Source organism: Methylorubrum extorquens (assembly GCF_024169925.1).
GTDB classification, from domain to species: domain Bacteria; phylum Pseudomonadota; class Alphaproteobacteria; order Rhizobiales; family Beijerinckiaceae; genus Methylobacterium; species Methylobacterium extorquens_A.
Genome location: NZ_JALJXF010000004.1, coordinates 1 through 20,194, shown reverse-complemented (window position 1 = coordinate 20,194; position 20,194 = coordinate 1). Strand labels below are relative to the sequence as shown.

Annotated in this window: 29 protein-coding genes; 15 read left to right on the top strand and 14 right to left on the bottom strand. The window is 60.9% G+C overall.

The genetic code is table 11. The features are described from left to right. Positions 1 to 132: 132 nt before the first annotated feature. The 5 genes from J2W78_RS24670 to J2W78_RS24650 all read left to right on the top strand — a co-directional run bounded on the left by J2W78_RS24670 (position 133) and on the right by J2W78_RS24650 (position 3,156). A complete protein-coding gene (locus J2W78_RS24670) occupies positions 133 to 843 on the top strand; it encodes a toll/interleukin-1 receptor domain-containing protein (RefSeq protein ID WP_253374322.1) in 711 nt (236 codons plus the stop codon). Between the two features lie 167 nt (positions 844 to 1,010). Then, positions 1,011 to 1,265, top strand: a complete 255-nt coding sequence (locus J2W78_RS24665) for a type II toxin-antitoxin system ParD family antitoxin (RefSeq protein WP_253374321.1) — start codon at positions 1,011 to 1,013, stop codon at positions 1,263 to 1,265. Then, positions 1,262 to 1,552 (top strand): type II toxin-antitoxin system RelE/ParE family toxin, encoded by a 291-nt coding sequence (locus J2W78_RS24660; RefSeq protein ID WP_253374320.1) that lies wholly within the window; start codon positions 1,262 to 1,264, stop codon positions 1,550 to 1,552. Before J2W78_RS24665 ends, J2W78_RS24660 begins: the two co-directional genes overlap by 4 nt. Beyond that, positions 1,549 to 2,103 (top strand): recombinase family protein, encoded by a 555-nt coding sequence (locus J2W78_RS24655; RefSeq protein WP_253374319.1) that lies wholly within the window; start codon positions 1,549 to 1,551, stop codon positions 2,101 to 2,103. The genes J2W78_RS24660 and J2W78_RS24655 overlap by 4 nt, the downstream gene beginning before the upstream one ends. Positions 2,104 to 2,166: 63 nt before the next feature. After that, positions 2,167 to 3,156: a hypothetical protein gene (locus J2W78_RS24650; protein WP_253374318.1), complete on the top strand. Its 990-nt coding sequence runs from the start codon at positions 2,167 to 2,169 to the stop codon at positions 3,154 to 3,156. A 125-nt stretch (positions 3,157 to 3,281) separates the two neighbouring features. Here J2W78_RS24650 and J2W78_RS24645 read toward each other — a convergent pair whose 3' ends face one another. The 7 genes from J2W78_RS24645 to J2W78_RS24615 form a co-directional block, all read right to left on the bottom strand. Beyond that, positions 3,282 to 3,560 (bottom strand): hypothetical protein, encoded by a 279-nt coding sequence (locus J2W78_RS24645; RefSeq protein ID WP_253374317.1) that lies wholly within the window; start codon positions 3,558 to 3,560, stop codon positions 3,282 to 3,284. A gap of 8 nt (positions 3,561 to 3,568) precedes the next feature. Continuing rightward, positions 3,569 to 4,090 carry a hypothetical protein gene (locus tag J2W78_RS24640; protein WP_253374316.1) on the bottom strand — a complete coding sequence of 174 codons (522 nt, stop codon included), beginning with the start codon at positions 4,088 to 4,090 and terminating at the stop codon, positions 3,569 to 3,571. Positions 4,091 to 4,149: 59 nt separating this feature from the next. Further along, entirely contained in the window at positions 4,150 to 5,580 is a 1,431-nt protein-coding gene (locus tag J2W78_RS24635) for a relaxase/mobilization nuclease domain-containing protein (protein WP_253374315.1), read from the bottom strand. Then, the gene (locus J2W78_RS24630; RefSeq protein ID WP_253374314.1) at positions 5,570 to 5,908 is read right to left on the bottom strand and encodes a MobC family plasmid mobilization relaxosome protein; all 339 of its coding nucleotides are present in this window, start codon (positions 5,906 to 5,908) and stop codon (positions 5,570 to 5,572) included. The genes J2W78_RS24635 and J2W78_RS24630 overlap by 11 nt, the downstream gene beginning before the upstream one ends. Positions 5,909 to 6,226: 318 nt before the next feature. Further along, positions 6,227 to 6,505, bottom strand: a complete 279-nt coding sequence (locus tag J2W78_RS24625; protein WP_253374313.1) for a hypothetical protein — start codon at positions 6,503 to 6,505, stop codon at positions 6,227 to 6,229. A gap of 2 nt (positions 6,506 to 6,507) precedes the next feature. Beyond that, on the bottom strand, positions 6,508 to 6,837 hold the full coding sequence (locus tag J2W78_RS24620) for a DUF3768 domain-containing protein (RefSeq protein ID WP_253374312.1): 330 nt from the start codon (positions 6,835 to 6,837) through the stop codon (positions 6,508 to 6,510). After that, a complete protein-coding gene (locus J2W78_RS24615) occupies positions 6,834 to 7,046 on the bottom strand; it encodes a hypothetical protein (protein ID WP_253374311.1) in 213 nt (70 codons plus the stop codon). The genes J2W78_RS24620 and J2W78_RS24615 overlap by 4 nt, the downstream gene beginning before the upstream one ends. Positions 7,047 to 7,355: 309 nt before the next feature. Between J2W78_RS24615 and J2W78_RS24610 the strand changes: the two genes are divergently transcribed. From J2W78_RS24610 to J2W78_RS24590, 5 genes are all read left to right on the top strand, one after another. Further along, on the top strand, positions 7,356 to 8,132 hold the full coding sequence (locus J2W78_RS24610) for a hypothetical protein (protein WP_253374310.1): 777 nt from the start codon (positions 7,356 to 7,358) through the stop codon (positions 8,130 to 8,132). Between the two features lie 84 nt (positions 8,133 to 8,216). Beyond that, positions 8,217 to 8,357, top strand: a complete 141-nt coding sequence (locus J2W78_RS24605; protein ID WP_253374309.1) for a hypothetical protein — start codon at positions 8,217 to 8,219, stop codon at positions 8,355 to 8,357. 59 nt (positions 8,358 to 8,416) lie between these two features. Then, complete coding sequence (locus J2W78_RS24600) at positions 8,417 to 8,848, top strand: hypothetical protein (protein WP_253374308.1); 432 nt, start codon at positions 8,417 to 8,419, stop codon at positions 8,846 to 8,848. A 3-nt stretch (positions 8,849 to 8,851) separates the two neighbouring features. Beyond that, positions 8,852 to 10,501, top strand: a complete 1,650-nt coding sequence (locus tag J2W78_RS24595; protein ID WP_253374307.1) for a type IV secretory system conjugative DNA transfer family protein — start codon at positions 8,852 to 8,854, stop codon at positions 10,499 to 10,501. A gap of 3 nt (positions 10,502 to 10,504) precedes the next feature. Beyond that, positions 10,505 to 10,936, top strand: coding sequence for a hypothetical protein (locus J2W78_RS24590; protein WP_253374306.1), 432 nt, complete (start codon positions 10,505 to 10,507; stop codon positions 10,934 to 10,936). 104 nt (positions 10,937 to 11,040) lie between these two features. On the opposite strand, the gene J2W78_RS24585 is transcribed toward J2W78_RS24590, so the two are convergent. The 5 genes from J2W78_RS24585 to J2W78_RS24565 form a co-directional block, all read right to left on the bottom strand. Next, on the bottom strand, positions 11,041 to 11,247 hold the full coding sequence (locus J2W78_RS24585) for a hypothetical protein (RefSeq protein WP_253374305.1): 207 nt from the start codon (positions 11,245 to 11,247) through the stop codon (positions 11,041 to 11,043). Between the two features lie 53 nt (positions 11,248 to 11,300). After that, on the bottom strand, positions 11,301 to 11,687 hold the full coding sequence (locus J2W78_RS24580; protein WP_253374304.1) for a stability/partitioning determinant: 387 nt from the start codon (positions 11,685 to 11,687) through the stop codon (positions 11,301 to 11,303). Position 11,688: 1 nt separating this feature from the next. Continuing rightward, positions 11,689 to 12,396 carry a ParA family protein gene (locus J2W78_RS24575; RefSeq protein ID WP_253374303.1) on the bottom strand — a complete coding sequence of 236 codons (708 nt, stop codon included), beginning with the start codon at positions 12,394 to 12,396 and terminating at the stop codon, positions 11,689 to 11,691. A 378-nt stretch (positions 12,397 to 12,774) separates the two neighbouring features. Further along, on the bottom strand, positions 12,775 to 13,101 hold the full coding sequence (locus J2W78_RS24570) for a HigA family addiction module antitoxin (RefSeq protein WP_253374302.1): 327 nt from the start codon (positions 13,099 to 13,101) through the stop codon (positions 12,775 to 12,777). 819 nt (positions 13,102 to 13,920) lie between these two features. After that, a complete protein-coding gene (locus J2W78_RS24565; protein WP_253374301.1) occupies positions 13,921 to 14,811 on the bottom strand; it encodes a replication initiation protein in 891 nt (296 codons plus the stop codon). A 311-nt stretch (positions 14,812 to 15,122) separates the two neighbouring features. Here J2W78_RS24565 and J2W78_RS24560 point away from each other — a divergent pair, with 311 nt between their 5' ends. The 3 genes from J2W78_RS24560 to J2W78_RS24550 all read left to right on the top strand — a co-directional run bounded on the left by J2W78_RS24560 (position 15,123) and on the right by J2W78_RS24550 (position 17,571). Continuing rightward, positions 15,123 to 15,767, top strand: coding sequence for a hypothetical protein (locus J2W78_RS24560; RefSeq protein ID WP_253374300.1), 645 nt, complete (start codon positions 15,123 to 15,125; stop codon positions 15,765 to 15,767). Between the two features lie 30 nt (positions 15,768 to 15,797). Beyond that, positions 15,798 to 16,016, top strand: a complete 219-nt coding sequence (locus tag J2W78_RS24555) for a hypothetical protein (RefSeq protein WP_253374299.1) — start codon at positions 15,798 to 15,800, stop codon at positions 16,014 to 16,016. 118 nt (positions 16,017 to 16,134) lie between these two features. Next, complete coding sequence (locus J2W78_RS24550) at positions 16,135 to 17,571, top strand: IS1182 family transposase (protein ID WP_253370468.1); 1,437 nt, start codon at positions 16,135 to 16,137, stop codon at positions 17,569 to 17,571. A 109-nt stretch (positions 17,572 to 17,680) separates the two neighbouring features. Here the strand turns inward: J2W78_RS24550 and J2W78_RS24545 are convergent, their stop codons facing one another. Continuing rightward, positions 17,681 to 17,893 carry a DUF4287 domain-containing protein gene (locus J2W78_RS24545; protein ID WP_253374298.1) on the bottom strand — a complete coding sequence of 71 codons (213 nt, stop codon included), beginning with the start codon at positions 17,891 to 17,893 and terminating at the stop codon, positions 17,681 to 17,683. A 367-nt stretch (positions 17,894 to 18,260) separates the two neighbouring features. Then, a complete protein-coding gene (locus J2W78_RS24805) occupies positions 18,261 to 18,386 on the bottom strand; it encodes a hypothetical protein (RefSeq protein WP_301288990.1) in 126 nt (41 codons plus the stop codon). Between the two features lie 260 nt (positions 18,387 to 18,646). Between J2W78_RS24805 and J2W78_RS24540 the strand changes: the two genes are divergently transcribed. Continuing rightward, positions 18,647 to 19,018 (top strand): TIR domain-containing protein, encoded by a 372-nt coding sequence (locus J2W78_RS24540; RefSeq protein WP_253374297.1) that lies wholly within the window; start codon positions 18,647 to 18,649, stop codon positions 19,016 to 19,018. Positions 19,019 to 19,026: 8 nt separating this feature from the next. Next, positions 19,027 to 20,019: a caspase family protein gene (locus tag J2W78_RS24535; RefSeq protein ID WP_253374296.1), complete on the top strand. Its 993-nt coding sequence runs from the start codon at positions 19,027 to 19,029 to the stop codon at positions 20,017 to 20,019. The last annotated feature ends 175 nt before the right edge of the window (positions 20,020 to 20,194 follow it).

Below are 20,194 nucleotides of genomic sequence, written 5' to 3'. Positions count from 1 at the left end.
GGCAGATTGAGCGCCCTTACGCCGAACTCAACGAAGACGAGAAAGCGAGCGACCGCGAACAGGTGGAGAAGTACCTACCGACTATAATCAAGGCACTTGAGCGTACCGACAGTCGTCAGTAGTATCTAACGCATGGCGAGATGCACAGCACCAAGAGATGGCCACCGCACTGCAAGCGGTGCAGCTTCATGCCCTGCTTGCGGTGGTCGATCACGGTCGTTCGGCTATAGAAGTTACGGCGGCTATGACTCGTATTCAGCGCCGTCCTATGCCTCCCCGGGCAGCAGCAGCAGCGGTGGGCGAAGCAGCGGCGGCGGGTCCCGCGGGAGCGTAAAGCCGAGATGGTCGAAAGCCGGCTCGTCTGCGGCATATACACCTGCTGAGGTCCGAGCGCTTACCCCGGTCCGTGAGAATGTCGAGAAACAAGCAGGGCTAGACCTTTGGGATGCCTTCCTCTGCCATGCTTGGGATGACCGGCTCGGCGCCGCCAAGGAGTTACACGACCTGCTTGTGGGACTTGGTGTCAAGGTATGGTTCAGTGGGAAGGACGTCGGGCTCGGCGTGCCATTGCTTCGCGCTATCGACAAAGGCTTGGCAAACTCGCGCATCGGGCTCGTGCTAGTGACACCAGCCCTGCTAGCTCGCCTCCCGAAAGAAAGCATTGCCGATAAAGAACTGTCTGCGCTGCTGGCGGGGGAACGGCTCGTCCCCATCGTACACAATACGACGTATGAAGCGCTTCGCGAAGTCAGCCCGCTTCTCGCTTCGCGCACCGGCCTGAGCACGGCCGAGGAACCGATGAAAGACGTTGCGACCAAGCTTGCCGAGTTGGTTGCGCTCTAGCTCGAACGCCCGCTCAAAAGGGAACCATTTTGAGCGATACCGCGAGCAGGGGCTAAATCCCTGCAAACGCTCGACGGCAATCGCCTGAAAGGGTACGATCAAAATAGCGGAACATCTTTGACAGCCTTTGGCAATCTTTGTCATGATGGAACGACAAGGAGGTGACCATGGCGACTATGAACGTATCGCTGCCCGATCCGATGAAGGACTGGGTAGAAGCGCAGGCCGAGACCGGGCGCTACAGCAACGCCAGCGACTATGTGCGCGATCTGATCCGGCGCGATCAGGAGCGATTTTCCAAGCTGGCGGAGTTGCAACGGATGATCGATGACGGGTTTGAAAGCGGCGTAAGCGACCGACCGATGACTGATGTTCTGGCAGAGGCTCGGGAAAAAGCCAGGGCCGCGCTGACCAAGTCATGATCTTCAAAACATCACGGCAGGCCAACCAGGATATTATCGATCTGTACGTTTCCGGTAGCGTGCGGTTCGGCATGGAGCAGGCTGAACGGTATCATGCCGGCCTTATGGACATGTTGTCGCTGCTCGCAGACAACCCGGCTATGGCGAGGCTGCGCCGCGAGTTCAGACGTCCGGTGCGGCTGCATCCCTACAAGGCGCACCTGATCGCCTACGTAGAGGATGGCAGTAACATACTCGTCGTCCGCGTGCTGCACGGGCGGCAGGATTGGGAAAGCCTGCTATCGTGAGGATCGGCTACGCACGCGTCTCTACCGACGAACAGAACCTCGCGCTCCAGCTCGATGCGCTACGCGCTGCCGGTTGCGAGATGATCCACGAGGATCACGGCCTGTCCGGTACGGCGGCGAAGCGGCCCGGCCTGACAGCTGCGTTGGCGGCCTTGAAGCCGGGCGACGTGCTGACCGTCTGGCGCGTCGATCGCCTTGGGCGCTCGACCGCGAGCCTCGCGCTTCTCCTCGATGAGTTGCACGCTCGCGGCGTCGAGTTCTGCTCGATCATGGATCAGATGGACACTACGACCGCCACCGGGCGGATGATTTACGGCGTCATGAGCGTGATGGCCCAGCTCGAACGCGACCTGATCTCGGAGCGCACGCGCGCCGGGATGAAGGCGAGCAAGCGGCGCGGCAAACACGTCGGCCGGCCTGCCTCGATCACTCCGGACAAGCTCGATCTTGCTCACAAACTGCTAGCAGATGGTAAGGGCAAGGCCGCAACGGCGCGGGCGATCGACGTAAGCCCAGCAACGCTGCGCCGGCATCTCAACGCGCGAGCATAGCGTCGGACATTATTGCTGTGAAGCTTCGGTACTTACGCTTGAAGCATTTCGATACTACACCATATGATTGTGCAGACAAAAGTGGAGGCATCGATGGTTCAGCGAATGACGCCATCACAATACAACGCCTGGCTCCGACAGCAGGAGCAAAAGCAACGCGACGCCATTAGAAAATATAATCAGGAAGTCGATCGCGTAAATCGCGCGAATAAAGCAGCCCATGAAAAGCAGGTTCGTGATTATAATCGAGAAGTTGATCGGGTAAACCAGCACAACAAGAGGCTTGTTGACGCTCACAACCGTGAAGTTCGTCAGGAAAACCAGAGACGAAAAAACGCCATTGCGAAATACAATCAGTCGGTACGATCACATAACGCTCAAGTCGAACGTGACCGTCAGCGTCGATTGTCTGCGTTGCGTGCCTTGACGACAACCCACTACGTCGAAGTACGAGACTCATCGTTTGACCTGAGTGCGCGTTACGATCGAGTCGAGGCAATCGGGGTCGTAAACGAGGACATACTGGCCGCGGCTGGCCGTGAAAGCAGCAATAGCGCTGCAGTTGCCTATGCGTTAGCAACTGATGCGACCGCTCCTCCGGAAAGCGAACAAGATACTGGAATTAACGACTACCTATCAGACCTGTCTCAAGATCTTTTAGACCGTTGGCGGGGAGCGCTTTTCGCACTCAATCCAGCCAACACAGATGCGGCTAGACACTTTTGCACCAGCGTGCGCGAGATATTCACTGAAATTCTAAGTCGCTGGGCCGAAGACAAAGATGTAATCGCGGCAGACGCAAATTGCGAGAAGACACAACAAGGCACTCCTTCCCGTCGTGCAAAAATTCGTTTCTTGTTGAAACGAAAAGGTGCAGACTCGCCCGAGATGCTTGGATTTGTGGAGAAGGACATCGAAGACATTCTCCAACTTTTCCCCGTATTTAATAAAGCTACTCATGGCGTAGCAGGAACTCATAGTTTTTCCAGCCTACAGGCTTTAAGACAGCGCGTTGAAGGTGGTATCATGTTTTTAGCCACTATCGCTTCCTGATATATCATTACCACCAATAACATAGGTGTGCTTGCATCGACGTAGACTAATTCCGTCATCTCTAAACGCTGGACGCGACTCGAACAGCGGCCACAATCTCAAAATCTTCTGGGCCGGCACGATCTTTACAGCGCGGGCCAGCTTGGATGCCTGTAGCCTCTGGCAGTAGTCGGGCCATCCCACAAGAACACGTTGTGCCGTTCGCGCAGGAGCTGGGCCTTATGCTCGAACCGCATCAGCTCGCGGTCGAAGTCCCCGCCCTGCTCTATACGCCGCTCCATCTCGGCCACCGCCTCCCGCGCCTCGATCCGGTAGAGGTCATGGGCCGAAAGTGTCGGGAGCGCGAGCAAGATGGGGGTGGCGGCAAACCCTTGCGCAAACTGGCGTCGGTTCATCTGGCTCAATCTTCCATTCAGTCGAACAAGGATCGGCCGTCGCGGGCGCGGATACGTTCGAGCCACCGAGCGAGATGCCACGGCAAGGCCGCGCCGCACCGACAAGCGTCATCCAGTATGAGAAAGACGATTTGCTCGATCTCCGGCCAGTTCCGATCCGGGGGTTCCAGCCATGGCCGCGCTTCGGTCGGGGTCAGGCCGCCATCATAAATCAGCAGGGCGAGCCGCACAGTGCCGCTCACGCCGAGCCGGTCTTTCAGCAGCGCGACGCAGGGGTCCTGCCCGGCCAGCATGGCGCGGGCCTCGATCTGCATCAGGCAGCGGTGGCGGCGCTCTGGCGTGAGGCCGTGTGCGTCCTGGACAGCCTCAGCGACCTCGGCAAAGACCGCCGCGGGCGCGTCCTCGAACAGCCCGCCAAAGGCCAGTATCGTCACAACCCCGATGATATGGTCGTAGGTATTATCAGCCTTCGGCCATTGGATCGCGGCGAGGATGCGATCCACGTCTGTCTCAGGCTGGGGAAACAGGCCGTCGCGCATGGCTACCGTCCACTCCCGGCAAACCATACCGGCAACCAGCCCGTCCGTGAATCCTCTGGCTATTTGCCTTTTCGCGTTCGCTTACGGCTTCTCATGCGGCTCTGGCGCGCCGGCCGGCCCTGGCTCGCAGCCTGGAAGTTCTCGCGGCGTTGCCAGCTTTCCGCCCGTTCTTCCGGCGTTGCCTCGGTCTTGGCCTTCTGGCGTACGCCAGTCTTGCGGGTGATCGTGTCGAAACTACGCGACCGGCGATCGCCTTCCTGCTTCCACTGATTTTTGAGGTCGCCACGCTCTTCGGCCTGGCGATCGATCAGCGCCGTCCGTTCGCTCATGAAGGATTTGCGCGTCCGCTCCTGTAACGGCGTCTGGTCGCGGGCGATGATCGCCTTCGCGTCCTTCACGTCGCGCCGCTGCACGGCCTGCAGCTTGTCGCGTTCCCGCTTGTGGCGCTCCATCAGGGCCAGCTCACGCGTGTCCTTGGAAATGAGTAGGTTGAAGCCGGCAGCAAGAACGCTGCGCTTCTCCCCTTCCCCTCGGGCGCTGGCGCGCAGCTCGTGATAGATGTTGGCGAGACGCCCGAGCGCGCCCTCGGCTTCGAGCTTCACGAACCGGCGCTTGTCGCGCATCTGGTTCCGGTACAGCTCCTGCCATTGCGGACGGTACTGTTCCCTGATCTGCTCGTAGGCGCGATCGCCCGCTGCGCGTGCCTGCGCCCTGATCTCGGCCTTGCGGTCGCGGTGACGCTTGGCGAGTCCGTCCCATTCGGCGCGATGACGCTGCGCCATGCCTCTGCCGGCCGAGGCGAGCTTGCCGGCCCGCGCCTTCGCCTCGTCGCGCTCGCGTTTGGCCGCGACTGGATCGGCGCCGCGCGCCTCGTCGAACTCTTTCTCCATGCTGCGCGGCGTCGGCGAGCTAGCCCGCACGAAATCGCCTTGCGCCCGTTTGGCGTTATTGGCGACGCGCTCATGGCACCAGATGCGCCCGCGTTCCTGTTCGTAGGCCTGCGCCCACTCCGAGAGCTTCACCCGGTCGTTGCTGGTGGACAGCATACGCCCGTCCTCGGGGCTGACCCGGTTGACGATGACGTGCACGTGCGGGTGCGGCTCGTCCCCGTGGCAGACGATCAGAGCCTGCCGATCGTGCGCGCCGATCGCCTTCAAGGACTCGTCGGCCGCCCGCAGCATCTCGGACTTGGACAGGTTGCGCTTCTCGTCAGGATGCCAGGCGAGGCTGTAGCTGTAGACGCTCGCCGCCGATTTCCGGCCCGACGCCTTCACACCGGCCTCGGCCTTGAGGCGATCCTGATCCATCGCCGTCGCCGCCATGATCCGCCACGCCAGCTCCGGGTTCTCGGTCGGCATATTGCGGGTCGAGGTCCAGGCGACTCGATCCGAGGTCAGCCGGTCGGTCTCCCGCTGCTCGCACTTGTCGTGCAGGTAGTAGAGCGCCGCGCCTTTGAAGCTGGTGCCCGCCTTGGCAACGTTAGGCACCATGGGCGCGGCCGACCCGTTCGAGCACGGTGTAGAACTGGTGAAGGACGTGCGCGAGGTCGTCCGGCACGCCGCGCCCGCGGTTCATATGGCGGGCGATCTGGTTGAGGTTGTTACCGGCGCGGGACAGCTCGACCAGGAGGCTGTGGCTGGCGGACGGCGCAGCGGCAACCGTGCGGCCCGTCAGGGCGCGCTCGCGGATGAAGCTGGTGAGATCGCAGCTGGCAGCCTTGGCCTGCGCCTGCACGTCGATCAGCTCGGCCTCGGTCACGCGGACCGGCGGTAGCTGCGCCGTGCGTCGCTCATGCGGTTCTTTGACCGGCCGCGCCATCCCCTGCCTCCTCGCCGAAACCTCGCCGTGCGTGCGCCTAAAGCCGGGTATCGGGGGCTGCTTCTGAGCCCCTGATCAAGCGTTTTTGCATAGCAAAAACATAGCTTGCTACCCGTTTCTTACAGGATGGCAGTACTCAACTATTCCGTCAAATGAGAGCAGACTGATATACGCGGACACCGGCGGATTTCATGGCCCTCCGCTGCCGGTTCATTCTGACCCGAAGGCCATGAAATCCGCCGGTGTCCAACGGACGAAAGGCACCGATGGTTCGTCGATGCCTTCGCCAGTCCGTACCTGCGATCGTATGCCCACGCTTCACAACAGCGACATCTGACTCGCCGCCTTCCATGCCTCTGACCGGGATTCATGATCGAGCCAGTCCGTGACGAACGCGACCGCTCCGCCCTGCTCCTCCAGATCGCCCGCCGGTATGAAATGCGAGCGGTAGCCGGTTTCGGTGATCGGAAGTTTCGCCCGTTCGGGTTTGATCGAGCGGATTTCGAGATGGTCGTACCCTGCCCCCCAGCCGGCGACATGACGGATTTCCACCGTCATGCCGTGCCACTGGATGATGTGCTCCGTGACCTGCTCCATCCTCAGTACTCTGAGGCGAGCATGATGGTCAGGACGCGGCAGGTTTTTGAAGGGTCTGCCGGATCTTCGCTACCGCCCTCCATGGTCGGATCGTAGTAGTCGATCTTCCAGAAGATGCGGCCCGCTGCCGGATGCTTGATCGAGCCGAAATCATGCTCGCCATACGGATCGTTGTCGGGTGTGAAGCTGTCGAAGCCTCTGACCAGCCCGATCACCGTGCACGCCAGACTGGAGCCCAGAGCGGTGATGCCGGGAGTGATGACAACCCTTCCGCCTGTGAAGGATGCCCGAAACGCATCGTTCAGCCCGGTGATGGTATGAGGGGCGCTCATTGCGCCACCTCGACCGGGTAGATGGTGAAACCGTCAGAGACGATCTGCGTGCCGATCAGCCGGACATAGACCGATCCATCGTCGCGCTGCCAGCCTGCTCCGATCCGTTCCCAGCTCGTATGCTCCCCGTTAGTGCGCTTTACCTTCACATCGTGGGTCGGCTGCTGCTTCACCGGCTTGGTGCTCCCGTGGTTGGTTTTGCCGTTCATGGCGTTTCCTTTCGTTGCTTTAGGGTCGGACAATTCCGCCCTCATGCGCGGCGTCCAGACCGGGTCGGGCGGCCGTGTCGAAGGCGGCGCTCCGCGCCGGGACCAGACCCACGCGCAGCCGCCAGGAAGCGCAGCGACGGCGGTGAGCATGGGGAGGACCCGCCCTTCGACACGGCCGCCCGAACTGGGCTAGCCCTTGAGTATGAGGGTGGGATTGGTTGGGCCGGGCCGGCGAAAGGGCTGGCGCCGTGACTGCCAAATCGGCCTACTGAAGCGTTTAAGAACTTTCACCACTAAGGGAGCCGCCATGTGACCGGGGAAGCGCACAAGGAAAGTAAAAATAAAAGCAAAAGCAAAACCCTGATCGGACGATCGGCAGACAAAGGCGGTGGGCGCGCTTCCAAACATATTGGCAAGATCGATCGCATGAAAACGCTCCTGGCGAGCGGTATTCCAGCGGATTTCGTCGCAAGTATACTCGGTATCGAAGGAGAGATTGTCCGATCTTATGCAGATCGCTCAAAAAATCATGATAAAAAAAGTAACGAATTCGGTTCATCGGCGGAATACGTTGATTATCTGGAGGATAAAAAATACAAAGATCGAATGGAGCATATTCAAGAAATAGTTCAAATACTGACAAGTTGGGATGATGTAGCCGTTTCCAAACTGGCAGATGATTTACGATCAGGAAAGCTGACAGAAAAATACACGCCGAAAGATAAGTCAGCAGAGATTGAGGAATCGACTGTAAAATATACACAACCACCGAACGGAGAGATGTATGCCGCACGGCCTAATCGCAAGGAAACCGCACCAGCCTTCATCGAGCGGGTCTATGGCGGCGCTGGATGGTTGAACGGGGAGTTTACCCGCGCCGACCTCCGCAAGCTTGATCCGGCAGCGACCATGGGATTGGCAAACTGGGAAAAGAACCATCGGAAACGCGCGCCCTTGAACCTCCCCACCAAAGAACAGGCCAATGATCGGCTTCTAGCTAGTGGTGCGCCGATCGAGACAAGCGATCCTCGTGAAACTGCCCGTCGCCGCGCAGCCGCATGGCGTAGGCAGCAACAGCCGTTATAACACCTATACGTATTGTGTTGACATAGCCGGAGTCTGAGAGCACCTTGCCCGTCGCCGGCATCCCGGCCGGTGCGGAGCATCGTCATGAGCAACCAGCAGCAGACTGACCGCAACATTCAGACCGGCCGCAACGGCGGTTACGTCGATACGACCGGCATGTCCTCGCAGGACAAGGAACGGACCGACCGCGAAGTGAACCAGGGCAAGCGCGAGACCAATCGCTGAGTATGACAGACTCGGCGCTGCCATCACCGGCAGCGCCTTTTGTTCAGCGGGAGGTCGCGATGTATTTCATCGACGCGGTTTACTACACAATGTCGGGCATCGGGTTTCTATCGACCATCTGCTTTTTCGGCATGGTGTTCAGTATCGGTGAAGAAGAGAATATCAACCAGCAGTTTGGCTATCGAAACTACTTCATCATATTGGGACTCTACGCGCTGGTTGCCGCGCCGTTGGCCGCGACGATCAATGGTGGCAGGGGCGGCGATATTCTCTTCTGGTTAGGGTGCTGCTGCCCGGCGATCGTGGCCATCGCCAGTCAGCTCAGTGCACGACACCAAGCCGAACGCGCGGCAGAGGTTGCAGCGCTTGCACCGCCGGTGACGCTGGTCGCTCCTGCTCCCCAGACCGATTTCAAGGTGATGGGACAGCCGGCCTACGCGCCGGCACCCACCTCTGTTGTCAACGATTTCGACGTGCCGCCGCAGAGGTGAGCCATGGCTAAGCAGGACGATCCCTGGCGCACGGTTCGCGGCGCGTGGACGCTCTACAACGCCCTCGAACAGATCAACGCCAATGCCCGTAGCAGGGCGGCCGAAGCGCGGGCGATCCACGCTGAACAGCGTATGCTTGAATCGCTCGATGAGGCGCGGCGGGTGCGCCAGTTCATCGAGCGCGAGGAAGCGAGCGACAAGCTCGGCGCCGGGCGGATCGGCTCCCTCGCCGACGCCGCGCGCCTCAATATGCTCGACCCGGAAGGCATCTTTCTCGGGGCGCTCGACGGCCATCCCCTGTTCTACAACGGCACGGGCCCGATCCTGAATTACGGGCCGACACAGACCGGCAAGGGCCGCGACCTGGTGCTGACCAACGCGGCTCATGTCCGCAACCGCTCGATGGTGTTCAACGACATCAAGAACGGCGAGAACGCCTATGCGAGCGCCGGGCACCGCCGCCGCAATCTCGGCCATCGCACCATACCGCTCAACCCGCACGGGCTGCTCGGCGTGCCTTCGTTCCGGTACAACCCGTTCCAGCGCATCATCGACCGCGCGCAGGCCGGAAAATCGGTGCAGATCGAGGCGCTGCAGGCGGCGATGTCGCTCGCGCCGACCAAGGAGAGCGGCGACGCGTGGGTGGCGGCCGGCGCGCAGGACATGATCGCCCTGCTCATCGAGCACCGGGCGCGCTTCATGCCCGAGCGCTGCACGCCGTCCGAGCTATGGCGCTTCGGGTTCGGCGACACGGCCGCGCAGCTCCGGGACATCGCCCGCTGCGGCGCCGAGACCCTGGAGACGCTGGCCGAGGGGATGGTGCGCTATTTCGAGGACGCGCCCGAGCAATGGTCAGCCTACACGTCCGAACTCAAGACGGCGGGCCGCTCGTTCCGTCCCGGCGAGCCGCTGGCGCTCGTCACCGAAGCATCGGATTTCGATCCGGCCTCGATGCGCCGGGAGCTGACGACCGTCTACCTGATGTCGGCCGAGAACCAGATCGAAGCGTCGGCCAGGTGGATTTCACTCACGATCGGCGCGCTGCTCGAAACGCTCGCCAACACGCCGGGGCCGGTGCCGGTGTTGTTCGTGATCGACGAGCTGGCGAACCTTCCCTACATGCCGGCGATCCCGAAGGCCCTGACGCTCTACGCCGGCCTCGGCATCCAGCTGTTCGCCCTTTGCCAGGGCAGGAGCTCGCTCGCCGCGCGCGGCTACAGCGAGGCGACGATCAAAGTGTTCGAGGAGCAGGCCGGCGTGTTCAGCATGTGGGGGGTCGAAGATACCAGCCTCCTGCGCGACGTCGAGGCCTGGTCGGGCAAGATGGGTGTCGCGATCCGGGGCGTGAACAATAGCGGCGGACAGGTCGCCAGCGCCTCGTTCGGCCTGACCGAGCACGCACGGCCGGTGCTGCAGGCGGAAGACATCCGCGCGGTCCACCAAGGCCGCCAAATCCTCCGGGTCAGCGGCAATCACCTGTTCGTGGCCGACCGCGTGCCCTGGTTCACGGTCCCCCGGTGGCGGGACGCCCTGCGCGACGTACGGACGCTCCATCATGCGGTGAGCGCGCCGCCAACGCCTGCCATGCCCCCCGCCCCACCGCCGGTGAGGCGCATCACCCACCAGCCCTTGCGGCCTTCAAGAGAGGCGTGAGCCATGAACGCGATCGAGCGCATCATCAGCGCGATCCCTGCGGAGGCCGGGTTCACGGAAACGGACCGCGACGAAGCTCGCACGCTCCTCATGGCGTGCGTCCTGTGGGCGCTGCCCTACGATGGACCGGGATGGCGTGGCATCGAGCAGCTGCGCGGGTTCACCAACGGCTTCGGCTGCTGGCTGGGGTGGCTGCGCCAGGGCATCGATGCGGCCAATCTGACGACGAATGAGCGCGGTTTCTTCCTTGGCGGGCTTGGCATGGCAACGGCCCTGCTGATGTCGTTCTCCATCCCGTCCCGTGCGAACGATCCCCTACCCGCCCCGCATCGTCCGACAAGAAAACGGACCGGGCGTAAGCCTGCGAAGCCGGCTACTCCGCGCTCTGCTCGGCATGTCAGCGAAATTGTACTTCCGCCAGAATGGCGCTCGTGATTATTCAATCCAGTTGATGTCAATAAAACCGGTGAGAAACGAACCCCCGGACGGGATTGCCGGCCGACATGCAGTGCATGACAATTCACACCGCACGAAACTATCTACTCAGAAGGCTTGAGCTTGTTTCCAAAAATTCGGCCTGGCGCGTTGTGTTTATTAAGCGGAACGCGATCAGCAATCTCGTCCTGTTCATTTTTCTTTTTCAATTCCTCAACCCATTGCTTGTTGAACTCGGACTCTTCCCGGATTTTGGCCTCGGCTTCGGTTTCGGGCAAATCGTCCGAGGCGGATTTTTCGTCGTCGCTCATGGGTTCTCGATCGCGTTCCACGGGGAGGTTGAACGGGCGATGTCAGGGAAGGTTCATCCCTGCGCTTCGCTCGCCAGCTCGCGCTTAAGCGCCGCAACGGCACGTTCCAGCGTCTCGGCGGCCTTCCAGTTCTGTGCGGCGGCGATCGCGTAGAACTCCTCGACCGTTTCGGCCGATGCCCGCGCGTTGATCTGCAGCGTCCTGCCGGTGCGCAGCCGGTGCGCGGTACGCTTGGCCGGTGCCACCTTCTCTATCTTCGGCGCTAGGGGCGCGGGTGCCGCCCTCTCCTTCTTCGCCTCGCGGCTCGGGAAGTTCGAGGCTTCGGCGATCGCCTTCACCTGTTCAGGCGGAATTGCATCGGCTGGTGGCCCCTCCTTCGGCTTGAAGGCGGACAAATCCATATCATCGCTGTCGAAGATGCTGGCGCGCTTGGAACTCATCTCAGGCCACCTTGCTGTCGGCGGCCGTGCCGGCCTTGGCCTTGTTCTGCCCGGCAATGAGCGCGACCACCTCGGCGGTGAAGGCGCGGCCGTTGTTCACGGCGGCTGTGATGTTGCTGACCTGGGCTGGATCGAGGTCGGCGAGCGAACCGCCGAACGCGAAGATCGCCCGAAACGCGTCGCGCTCGTGCATCTGCGTTTCGAGCACGCGCACACCGCTCTCGACGAACTCGGCCTCGATCGCCTTGAGTGTCCGGGGACGCACGGCGGCGCTGGTGCGGGTAAACAGCACGGCGGACGGTATCTTGGTCCGGCCCTGCTTCTCAACGTTGGCGACGAGGCGGATCGCCTTGACCGCCTCGGCCGCATCGAGCTGGCTGCCCTGGGTTGGGATGATCACGAGGTCGGCACGGCTGATCGCCATGCCCACCATGAGCGAGGCGGTGCCTTCGAGGTCGACGATCACGAACGCCGAGCGCGTCGCCGCCTGGTCGATCTGGTCGATGATCGACTCCTCGGTCACGTCGGCGACAACTGTGAGGTTTTCGGGCTTGCCGGGGCGCTTGGCCCATTTCGAGACCGGCTTGTTCGGGTCCGCGTCGATGATCGTGACCCCTGCCCTTGCGCGGGCCAGTTCGGTCGCGAGCACGACAGCTGAGGTTGATTTTCCGGCGCCGCCCTTCGGGCTGGCTAGGACGATGGTTGGCATGGAAGGCCCCTTGGTGGGCTGAGGGTTGGAACGCGAATCCTGTGACCATCATGCTCACAAACGGTTATCACCCTGTCAACAAAATGCTATCCAACTGCTAGCACGTGAACATCGCGCTAGCATGATCACAGACTGCTATCATGTCTTCATACTGCTAGCATCGTAAAGACTGCTCCCTGACTGCTATCATGCTAACATTATGCTAGCATTCTGCGGGGTAAGGGAAGACCTTAGTGGTCGCCTCGGCATGGCTGCCAATTTCCGCCAGATGCATCAGGATCGAGGGAAGGGGGCTCGCCGCTACATGGGTAGCCAGGCTACGGTAGGGACGCTCTACGGCCACGCTAATGCGGAAATCTCGGAAACCGGCGTTCGCGGCTAAAGCAGCTTCTGCTGCTCGGACGGCGGCGGTCCTACATAGCGGACGACGGCGATCTCGCCTTCGCGCTGACGCATCTGGGCGATGTCGTAGCTGTTTTGCATTCCCATCAGCGCCTCCAGGCTCGCGCCGAATGCCTTTTCAATCCGCAGCGCCATCTCCGGCGACAGGGCTGCGCTCTCGTTCAGCAGATTCGACAGCGCCTGGCGACCGACCCCGAGTACGGAAGCAGCGTCGGTCACTGACAGGCCATGCGGCGTGATGATCTCACGGCGAATAAATGCGCCGGGATGTTCGCGCTTTATTGATCCAAGATAGTCGTTCATCTGATAATTCGGCAATTACTTGGAAGAAAAGTCTAGCAGGGGGTTCGGTGTCTGACAAGCGACGCGCGACACTACCCGCGACCACCTTCTCGTAGACAGACTTTTACAGGGCCCCGGCTCGCGCCGGAGGCGGGTGTTGGGTGCAAAAGGCCGGTCTCGTTCCTTGTTCGATTCTGCCGGAAGGCGAAATCGAACCCGCGCGATAGCGCGGCAGCGATGTTCCTCGTCCCGATGCCTCCTGATCTGCATCGCGCGCAGCCCGGCCAAAGGACGCGCGAAGCGCGCCTGCCCTGCAGGTTGCCTTTGGCCGGGCGAGCACGGTGCTAGGCTGGATGGCTCGGACAATGAGCAAACAAAAACTTCGACCGCGCTTTTGCGCGGGCGTCCGTTTTGACTCATCGGCCGTCAGGCCGATTCCTAATTCTGCCTGTGGGCAGCCCGATCAGGGAAGGTCAGCCGCTGTGCTCTGCCACCGCTTCCCCGATGGGTCCAAGGGTAGGCTCAGTGTTCTTTTTTATTCAAATGTTCAAAAGATTCAAAGATTCGGGCGCGAAACAGTCATGCTTAACAAAGGGTTACGGGTCCAACTATGAAGGATTCGGGGACTCCGATGAGGAATCCGGGGAATTGGGGCCACTTAGTATGAGGTTTTCGGGGCATAAAATGAGGAATCCGGGGCGCTATTGTGAGGTTTTCGGGGATAGGGCAGGGGAGTTATCCACAGGGCTTGGGCCTGTCGATCGGCGCATTTCGTCCAACTATGAGGTTTTCGGGGAGCTGTTTTAAGTCGTTGCAAACGCTGCATCTGGACGCCGTCTACTATGAGGTCTTCGGGCGCGGGGAGGCTTTGCGGGCCATGCGCATGAGCCGGCCGACCGAAGCGACGGGGGCGTGCGCCAGCACCTCGACCGTGCCCTCGATCCGCGCCTTGCGGCCGACCTTCGGGCGGCGGACTTCCTCCCACGCGGCTGTGAGCGCGTCGCCATCCTTCTTCCACCAGGCGAGCCGGATGCCGACAACCTTCTTGCCCTGCTTCATCGGCAGGGCGGAGAGGTTGAATGGCGCGAGCGCGTTCACCTCGGCGAAGGCCGGTTTGATGACGTGCTTGTTCAGCTCGCCGAAGGTCTTGTACTGGCCGGGCTGCACGCCCATCAGGTTGCGGAACTCGTCGAGCGTGTATTCCGCATGGGTCTTGTATTCGAGGTTTGAGAACTGCGCGGTGTTCTCGTAGAGGCTCACCGCGTATTTCGAGGTGAAGGCCATCAGGATCGGGATCGCGATCTTGCCCCAGATGCTCGACTCTCTCAGAACTTCGACGAGGCGCTTGTCGAAGCTGTAGGTGAGGACGCCGGCAGGCCGGTCAGGATCGTCCAGATCGTTTCCGCCGAGAAACTGCACGCGGCGGGTCCTGCCATCTGTCATGCGGACAGTGAGGATCGTGCGCATCAGCGCCTCGATCGCCTCCTCGACCATCTCGTAGCCTTTGTGGCCGTCCGGCTTCAGCTCGTCGATCTCGATCGAATAGTCCCGGCCTTCCTCGACGCCCTGCATATGGGCGTGGTGCCAGAGGATGGTGATTGCCCGCCGTGCATTGAGGGTGAGGTCGTGGTGGCCGGTCACCTGGATCAACTCGGCCGGCTTGATCGCCTCGGTCTGGCGGGGCCGGATATCGAGCGAGAGAACAGGGGCTTTCGTGGCCGTGGTGGTCATGACTCGATCATAGCGGCAAACTATGAGGGTCTAAAATGAAATTTCTCCCTTCTCCCCTTCATACTTCCCCGAAGGCTTCATATTAGCGATTCCCCATACGAGGTAGCGCGTTAGGGATCGTCACCCGCATGGGCGGAAACCAGCCCCGAGGGATGGGTTCCGCTCGCCCCGGCGAGTAGAGCCCGGCCGGCACCGGCAACGCCACGCTTGCATCAGGACCCGGAAATGCTGGGCAGGCTGTGGCTGCGGCGCAATACCTGATTTCGGGTAGATGTCGTTAGCTGCGGCTGCGCTAGTTCCGGGATGCCTCGATGACACGGGATGCGGGCAATGCCGGAAGCTCATCGCCTCCTCCAGGGAATGCGCCGCCTCGAACCGAACCGGTCTCGTTACGGGCGGTACTCCGGAGCGCCATCTCGCAAACCACGACAACCGCGCGGGCTGTGTTCGTGGTCGCGTGCTTCGCGATCGCCGGCCTGTTGTATGGCGGGCCTAACGCTTCCGAAATCAGGCAATCGGCAAACTGGAATTTCTGGCTCCAGATCGCGACCGGTAACTATTCGCCAGACCAGAAAGGGATCGAAAACGACGAGTGGGTCACAGGAACAGTCGTTGCATTCATCGTCAATCTAGGGTCTTTTGTTCTGGTTTTCGGTGCAATTCTGCAACTAATCGTAATAGAAAGGAAAAAACTGATGAATACCCGCGAAGCCTACAGCGACCGCGACTTTAATTTGCAGACGGCGCTTTTCATGTACATTGCCAATAAGTTCGACCATGGCTTGAAGAACGAAGCCAACAATGACGGTAGGCAGAAGGTCTGGGACGATCTCGACCAGATATTCAACGAGGCGAACCGGAACATGCCGGCGGACATCGTGAAGGCTTATGGCGAAGAGGGCAAAAAATTCGTGGAAAGTAACCGGCGCGATCTGCCGGCCCCTCAACCTGAATAACCCTATTATTCCAGCACGAGGGCGCATCACATGATAACGCCAGGGGATAAGGCTATTCTGGACGACATCGTTTCAAGAGGCGACGCCAGGAAGAAGTCTCCGGCCTTCATCAGCAATGCTCTGAAACGGGCCGGAGAAAAATTCAACGATCGTCCGGCGACCCCAGACGAACTCAACCAATATATTCATCAGAAGAACGATATCAGGCCGATCGATCGGCACTTGCCGACGATTGACGAGACCGATTGATTGAGCGTCAGCAGACGAAGAACGCTGTGTTCGCACGGAAGAATAATGTCTCGAAGGGGTGGAGGCTGTGTGAAAACGCTGCTGTTCTGATAGTCTCTGCGGGACGGCGGAGGCGGCTATGGCGCGTTTTGTTTGTGGTGCTGATCGCCATCAAGTCACGCTTCTGCCGAACCGGCTGGACGATTACGTATCCGAGGACAATCCGGTGCGCGTCGTCGATGCATTCGTCGACGAACTCGATCTCGCGGCTCTGGGTTTTGACGGCGTGGTGCCGGCCACGACGGGCCGGCCCGGCTACCATCCCGCGACACTGCTGAAGATCTACCTCTACGGCTATCTCCACCAAGTCGCCTCCAGCCGCCGCCTGGAGCGCGAGGCCGGCCGCAACGTCGAGCTGATGTGGCTGACCGGCCGCCTCGCCCCAGACTTCAAGACCATCGCCGACTTCCGGCGCGACAACGGTCCTGCGATCCAAGCCGCCTGCCGCCAGTTCGTGGTGCTGTGTCGCCAACTCGGCCTCCTGGCCGGTGGTGTCGTGGCGCTGGACGGCAGCCGCTTCAAAGCGGTGAACGCCCGTGATCGCAACTTCACCCCAGCCGCGGTCCGGCGCCGCATCGAGCAGGTCGAGGCGAGCATCGCACGCTATCTCGCCGCCCTCGACACCGCCGACCGCCAGGAAGACGAGGTCGCGCGCGTGCGCAAGGTGCGCATCGCCGAGCGTCTGGACGCCCTGCGGACGCGAATGCGCGAGTTGCAGGCGATGGAGACGCTCGTCGAGGCTGCCCCCGACCGGCAGATCTCGCTGACAGACCCGGACGCGCGGGCGATGGCCACGAGCGGTAAGGGCACGGGGATGGTCGGCTATAACGTGCAGGCGGTCGTCGACACCGAGCATCATCTGATCGTCGCGCATGAGGTGACCAACGTCGGGCACGACCGCACCCAGCTGGCGCACATGAGCCGCCAGGGCCAGGTGGCGACCGGGCATGAAGGGCTCAGCGTGCTGGCCGACCGGGGCTACTTCTCGGGCGAGGAGATCCTGGCCTGCGAGCAGGCCGGCATCGCGGTGACGCTGCCCAAGCCGCTGACCTCGGGCGCCAAGGCGGAGGGGCGCTTCGGCAAACAAGACTTCGTCTACGAGCCAGAGGCGGACGCCTACCGGTGTCCGGCCGGCGAGCGGCTCTCGTACCGTTACACGAACGTGGAGGGCGGACTGACGCTACGCCGCTACTGGACGACGGCCTGCCACGACTGCGCGATCAAGGCACGCTGCACGCCGGCCAAGGAGCGGCGGGTGACGCGGTGGGAGCACGAGGCTGTCTTGGAAGCCGTACAGCGCCGGCTCGACGCGGATCCTCATGCGATGCGCACGCGGCGCCAGACGGTCGAGCACGTGTTCGGGACGCTCAAAGGCTGGATGGGGGCGACGCACTTCCGGATGCGACGGTTGAGAAACGTGGCCACCGAGATGAGCCTGCAGGTCCTGGCCTACAATCTGAAGCGGGTCATGGCGATCCTCGGAACCGGGCCTCTCCTCACCGCCCTGCGGGCGTGAGGGCACGCGGCACCTCGCACCCCGTCACCAATCCGCGCCGACACACCCAACCGCGTTCTCACACAGCCTCGGTGGGAAGCAGACCCTTCATATTGCCACCTGAGCGGCCTTAGGCTTTTGCCTCGGACAGCACGTAGGCAACGATCGCGTTGGCGTGACCATGCCCCATGCCGTGCTCGACCTTCAACATCGACACGAGGTCCATGTGTTTCGCCGGGAGCCGATCCCGGACGATCTGCTGCCACTCAGCGATGGGGCGACCGTACTTTTTCTCGATCGAGGGGAAGTACGAGGCGGGTCCCTTAATGGGTTCGACAGACACAGTTGGCATCTCCTTCACTTACTATCTACAGTATACAACGAACATGCGGTTGCGGCAGAAAATTCCGAGGACAGCGCGGTAAGCTCGCGAGCATGTCGATCCGCTCGCCGGCTTCGTAGACCACGATATAGGCGGTGCCAGAGATCCCCAGCTCGCGGGTGCCGGCGACGCGCCCCGCGCGGCCGATCAACGGGTAAACCCGGCAGCAGGGCAAAAACGCGTGCGCGAACGGTGAGGGCAAACTTGTACGCGGCGCCAGGGCTGTCCTGCGCGATATAGTCCTGGATGGCTTCAAGATGGTCGAGGCGATGCGGCCGGCGGCCGTGCCGGCACACCCTGCCACTACCTCATCGACATAGCGCTCCTGCTAGTTGAGCGAGTGACCGTGTTCGAGCGCATCGGCGATGATCGCAGCAGGCGCACGGCCCAAACGCACAGCGATGGCCTCAATGCGAGCCTGCAGCTTGGGGGTAATGGTGGAGGTTTCGGCCATGACCCACCATGCCGTGGAAGGCCACTCGCCGTTCAATGATTGTGCGCAACCGGCGGATGGTCCGCCTGACCGGTCCCGCGAGATCGGTTCTGTGGCCATGTCCGATCCGGCCGCCTCCAGCACTACGGTGCTTCGTGGAACGCAGGCCTTGGGCGGCATCGCGGCGTGGGCTTGGAAACCGACAGAGCGCGACCTAAATGAGATAAAACACCACTTGTGGTAGTTGCGCTGCACAAAAATGCTGTTGGAGAAGAAAGTTCATGGCTGATAAGAGAGTGGTCTTTATTGCCTTTGCGATCGAGGATGAAAGGCAGAGAGACTTTTTGAAAGGACAGTCTCTGCATCCGCGTCAGCCGTTCGAATTCATCGATATGTCTGTTCACGAGGCATATGAGACTGGCTGGAAGGACAAAGTCCGCACCAGGATCAAGCGCTCTCATGGCGTGATCGTGCTGGTCAGCAAGAACTCTGCCGCCTCGACCGGCCAGAAATGGGAGATTCAGTGCGCGAAGGAGGAAGGTAAAAAAATCCGTGGTATCTGGGCTTACAAAGATGACAGGTCGCAGATTGATGGCGTGACCACCGTCGAGTGGAGTGACGCCAATATCACTTCCTTTATCGACTCGCTCTGAGGTCTGCTATGCGTCGGGCCCTTATTATCGGCATCGATCACTATTCCAAGATCGGCAATCTGAGCGGCTGCGTTCACGACGCGCAATCCGTTTTTGAAGTGCTTGAGCGGCATGGCGATAATAAGCCAAATTTCAAGCAGCCAAAGTTGATGACTTGTTCGAAGGCGGGCGAGGAAATCAGCAAGGACGAAATCAAAGAAGCCGCTCGGGAGTTGTTCAAGCATCAGGCTGAAATAGCCCTGATTTATTTCGCTGGCCATGGATATGTCGAGGACACCGGCGGATATCTATGTGCCAGCGACTCAAAGACGGGCGATGATGGATTTTCGCTGAACGATCTCGTCACCTTTGCCAACAATTCGCCGGCAACGAACCGGATCATTATTCTTGACAGCTGTCATAGCGGTGTGGCGGGCGCCCGGGATAATAAGCGGAAGATCGCCGAGCTTGAGGAAGGCATGACCATCCTGAGCGCATCCAATGCCGATCAGTACGCAATGGAAGTGCCCGGCGGCGGCGCCGGCGTCTTCACGACCTTGTTCGTGGACGCGTTGAAAGGCGGCGCCGCCAATCTGGTCGGCGACGTGACTCCGGGCAGCATCTACGCTCATATCGATCAATCGCTCGGGCCGCACTCGCAGCGCCCGGTGTTCAAGACCAACGTCCAGTCGTTCATCTCATTGAGGAGCGTACAGCCGCCGATCGCCTACAACGAGCTGATGGAGCTGGCTACGCATTTCCCGAGTGACGATCACGTCTACCCGCTCGATCCTGCCTATGAGCCCGAGCGGTCGCAGGAACAGAAGGACGACCCATCGATTCCTCCACCCAACCCGGCAAAGAACCGCGTGTTCAAGACTTTGCAGAACTACGTCAAGGTCAACCTAGTCGTTCCGGTAGAGGCGCCGCACATGTGGCATGCCGCGATGCAAAGCAAAGGCTGCAAGCTGACGGTCCTTGGCAAGCATTATCGGAAGCTCGTTGATAGTAAGATGATCTAGTGGGGGTTCGTCATGCAAAAGTCCGTATCCGAAACACTGAACGGGATGATCGAGCAGCTTGCCGCGATCGAGCACGAGCGATGGGCGCATTGGCAGCGTTACATGCACTCGAAAGGCCATAGACAATCTGACGGGTCACTGCTGATCCCGGCTGAGCTGGTATCGCAGTGGCAAG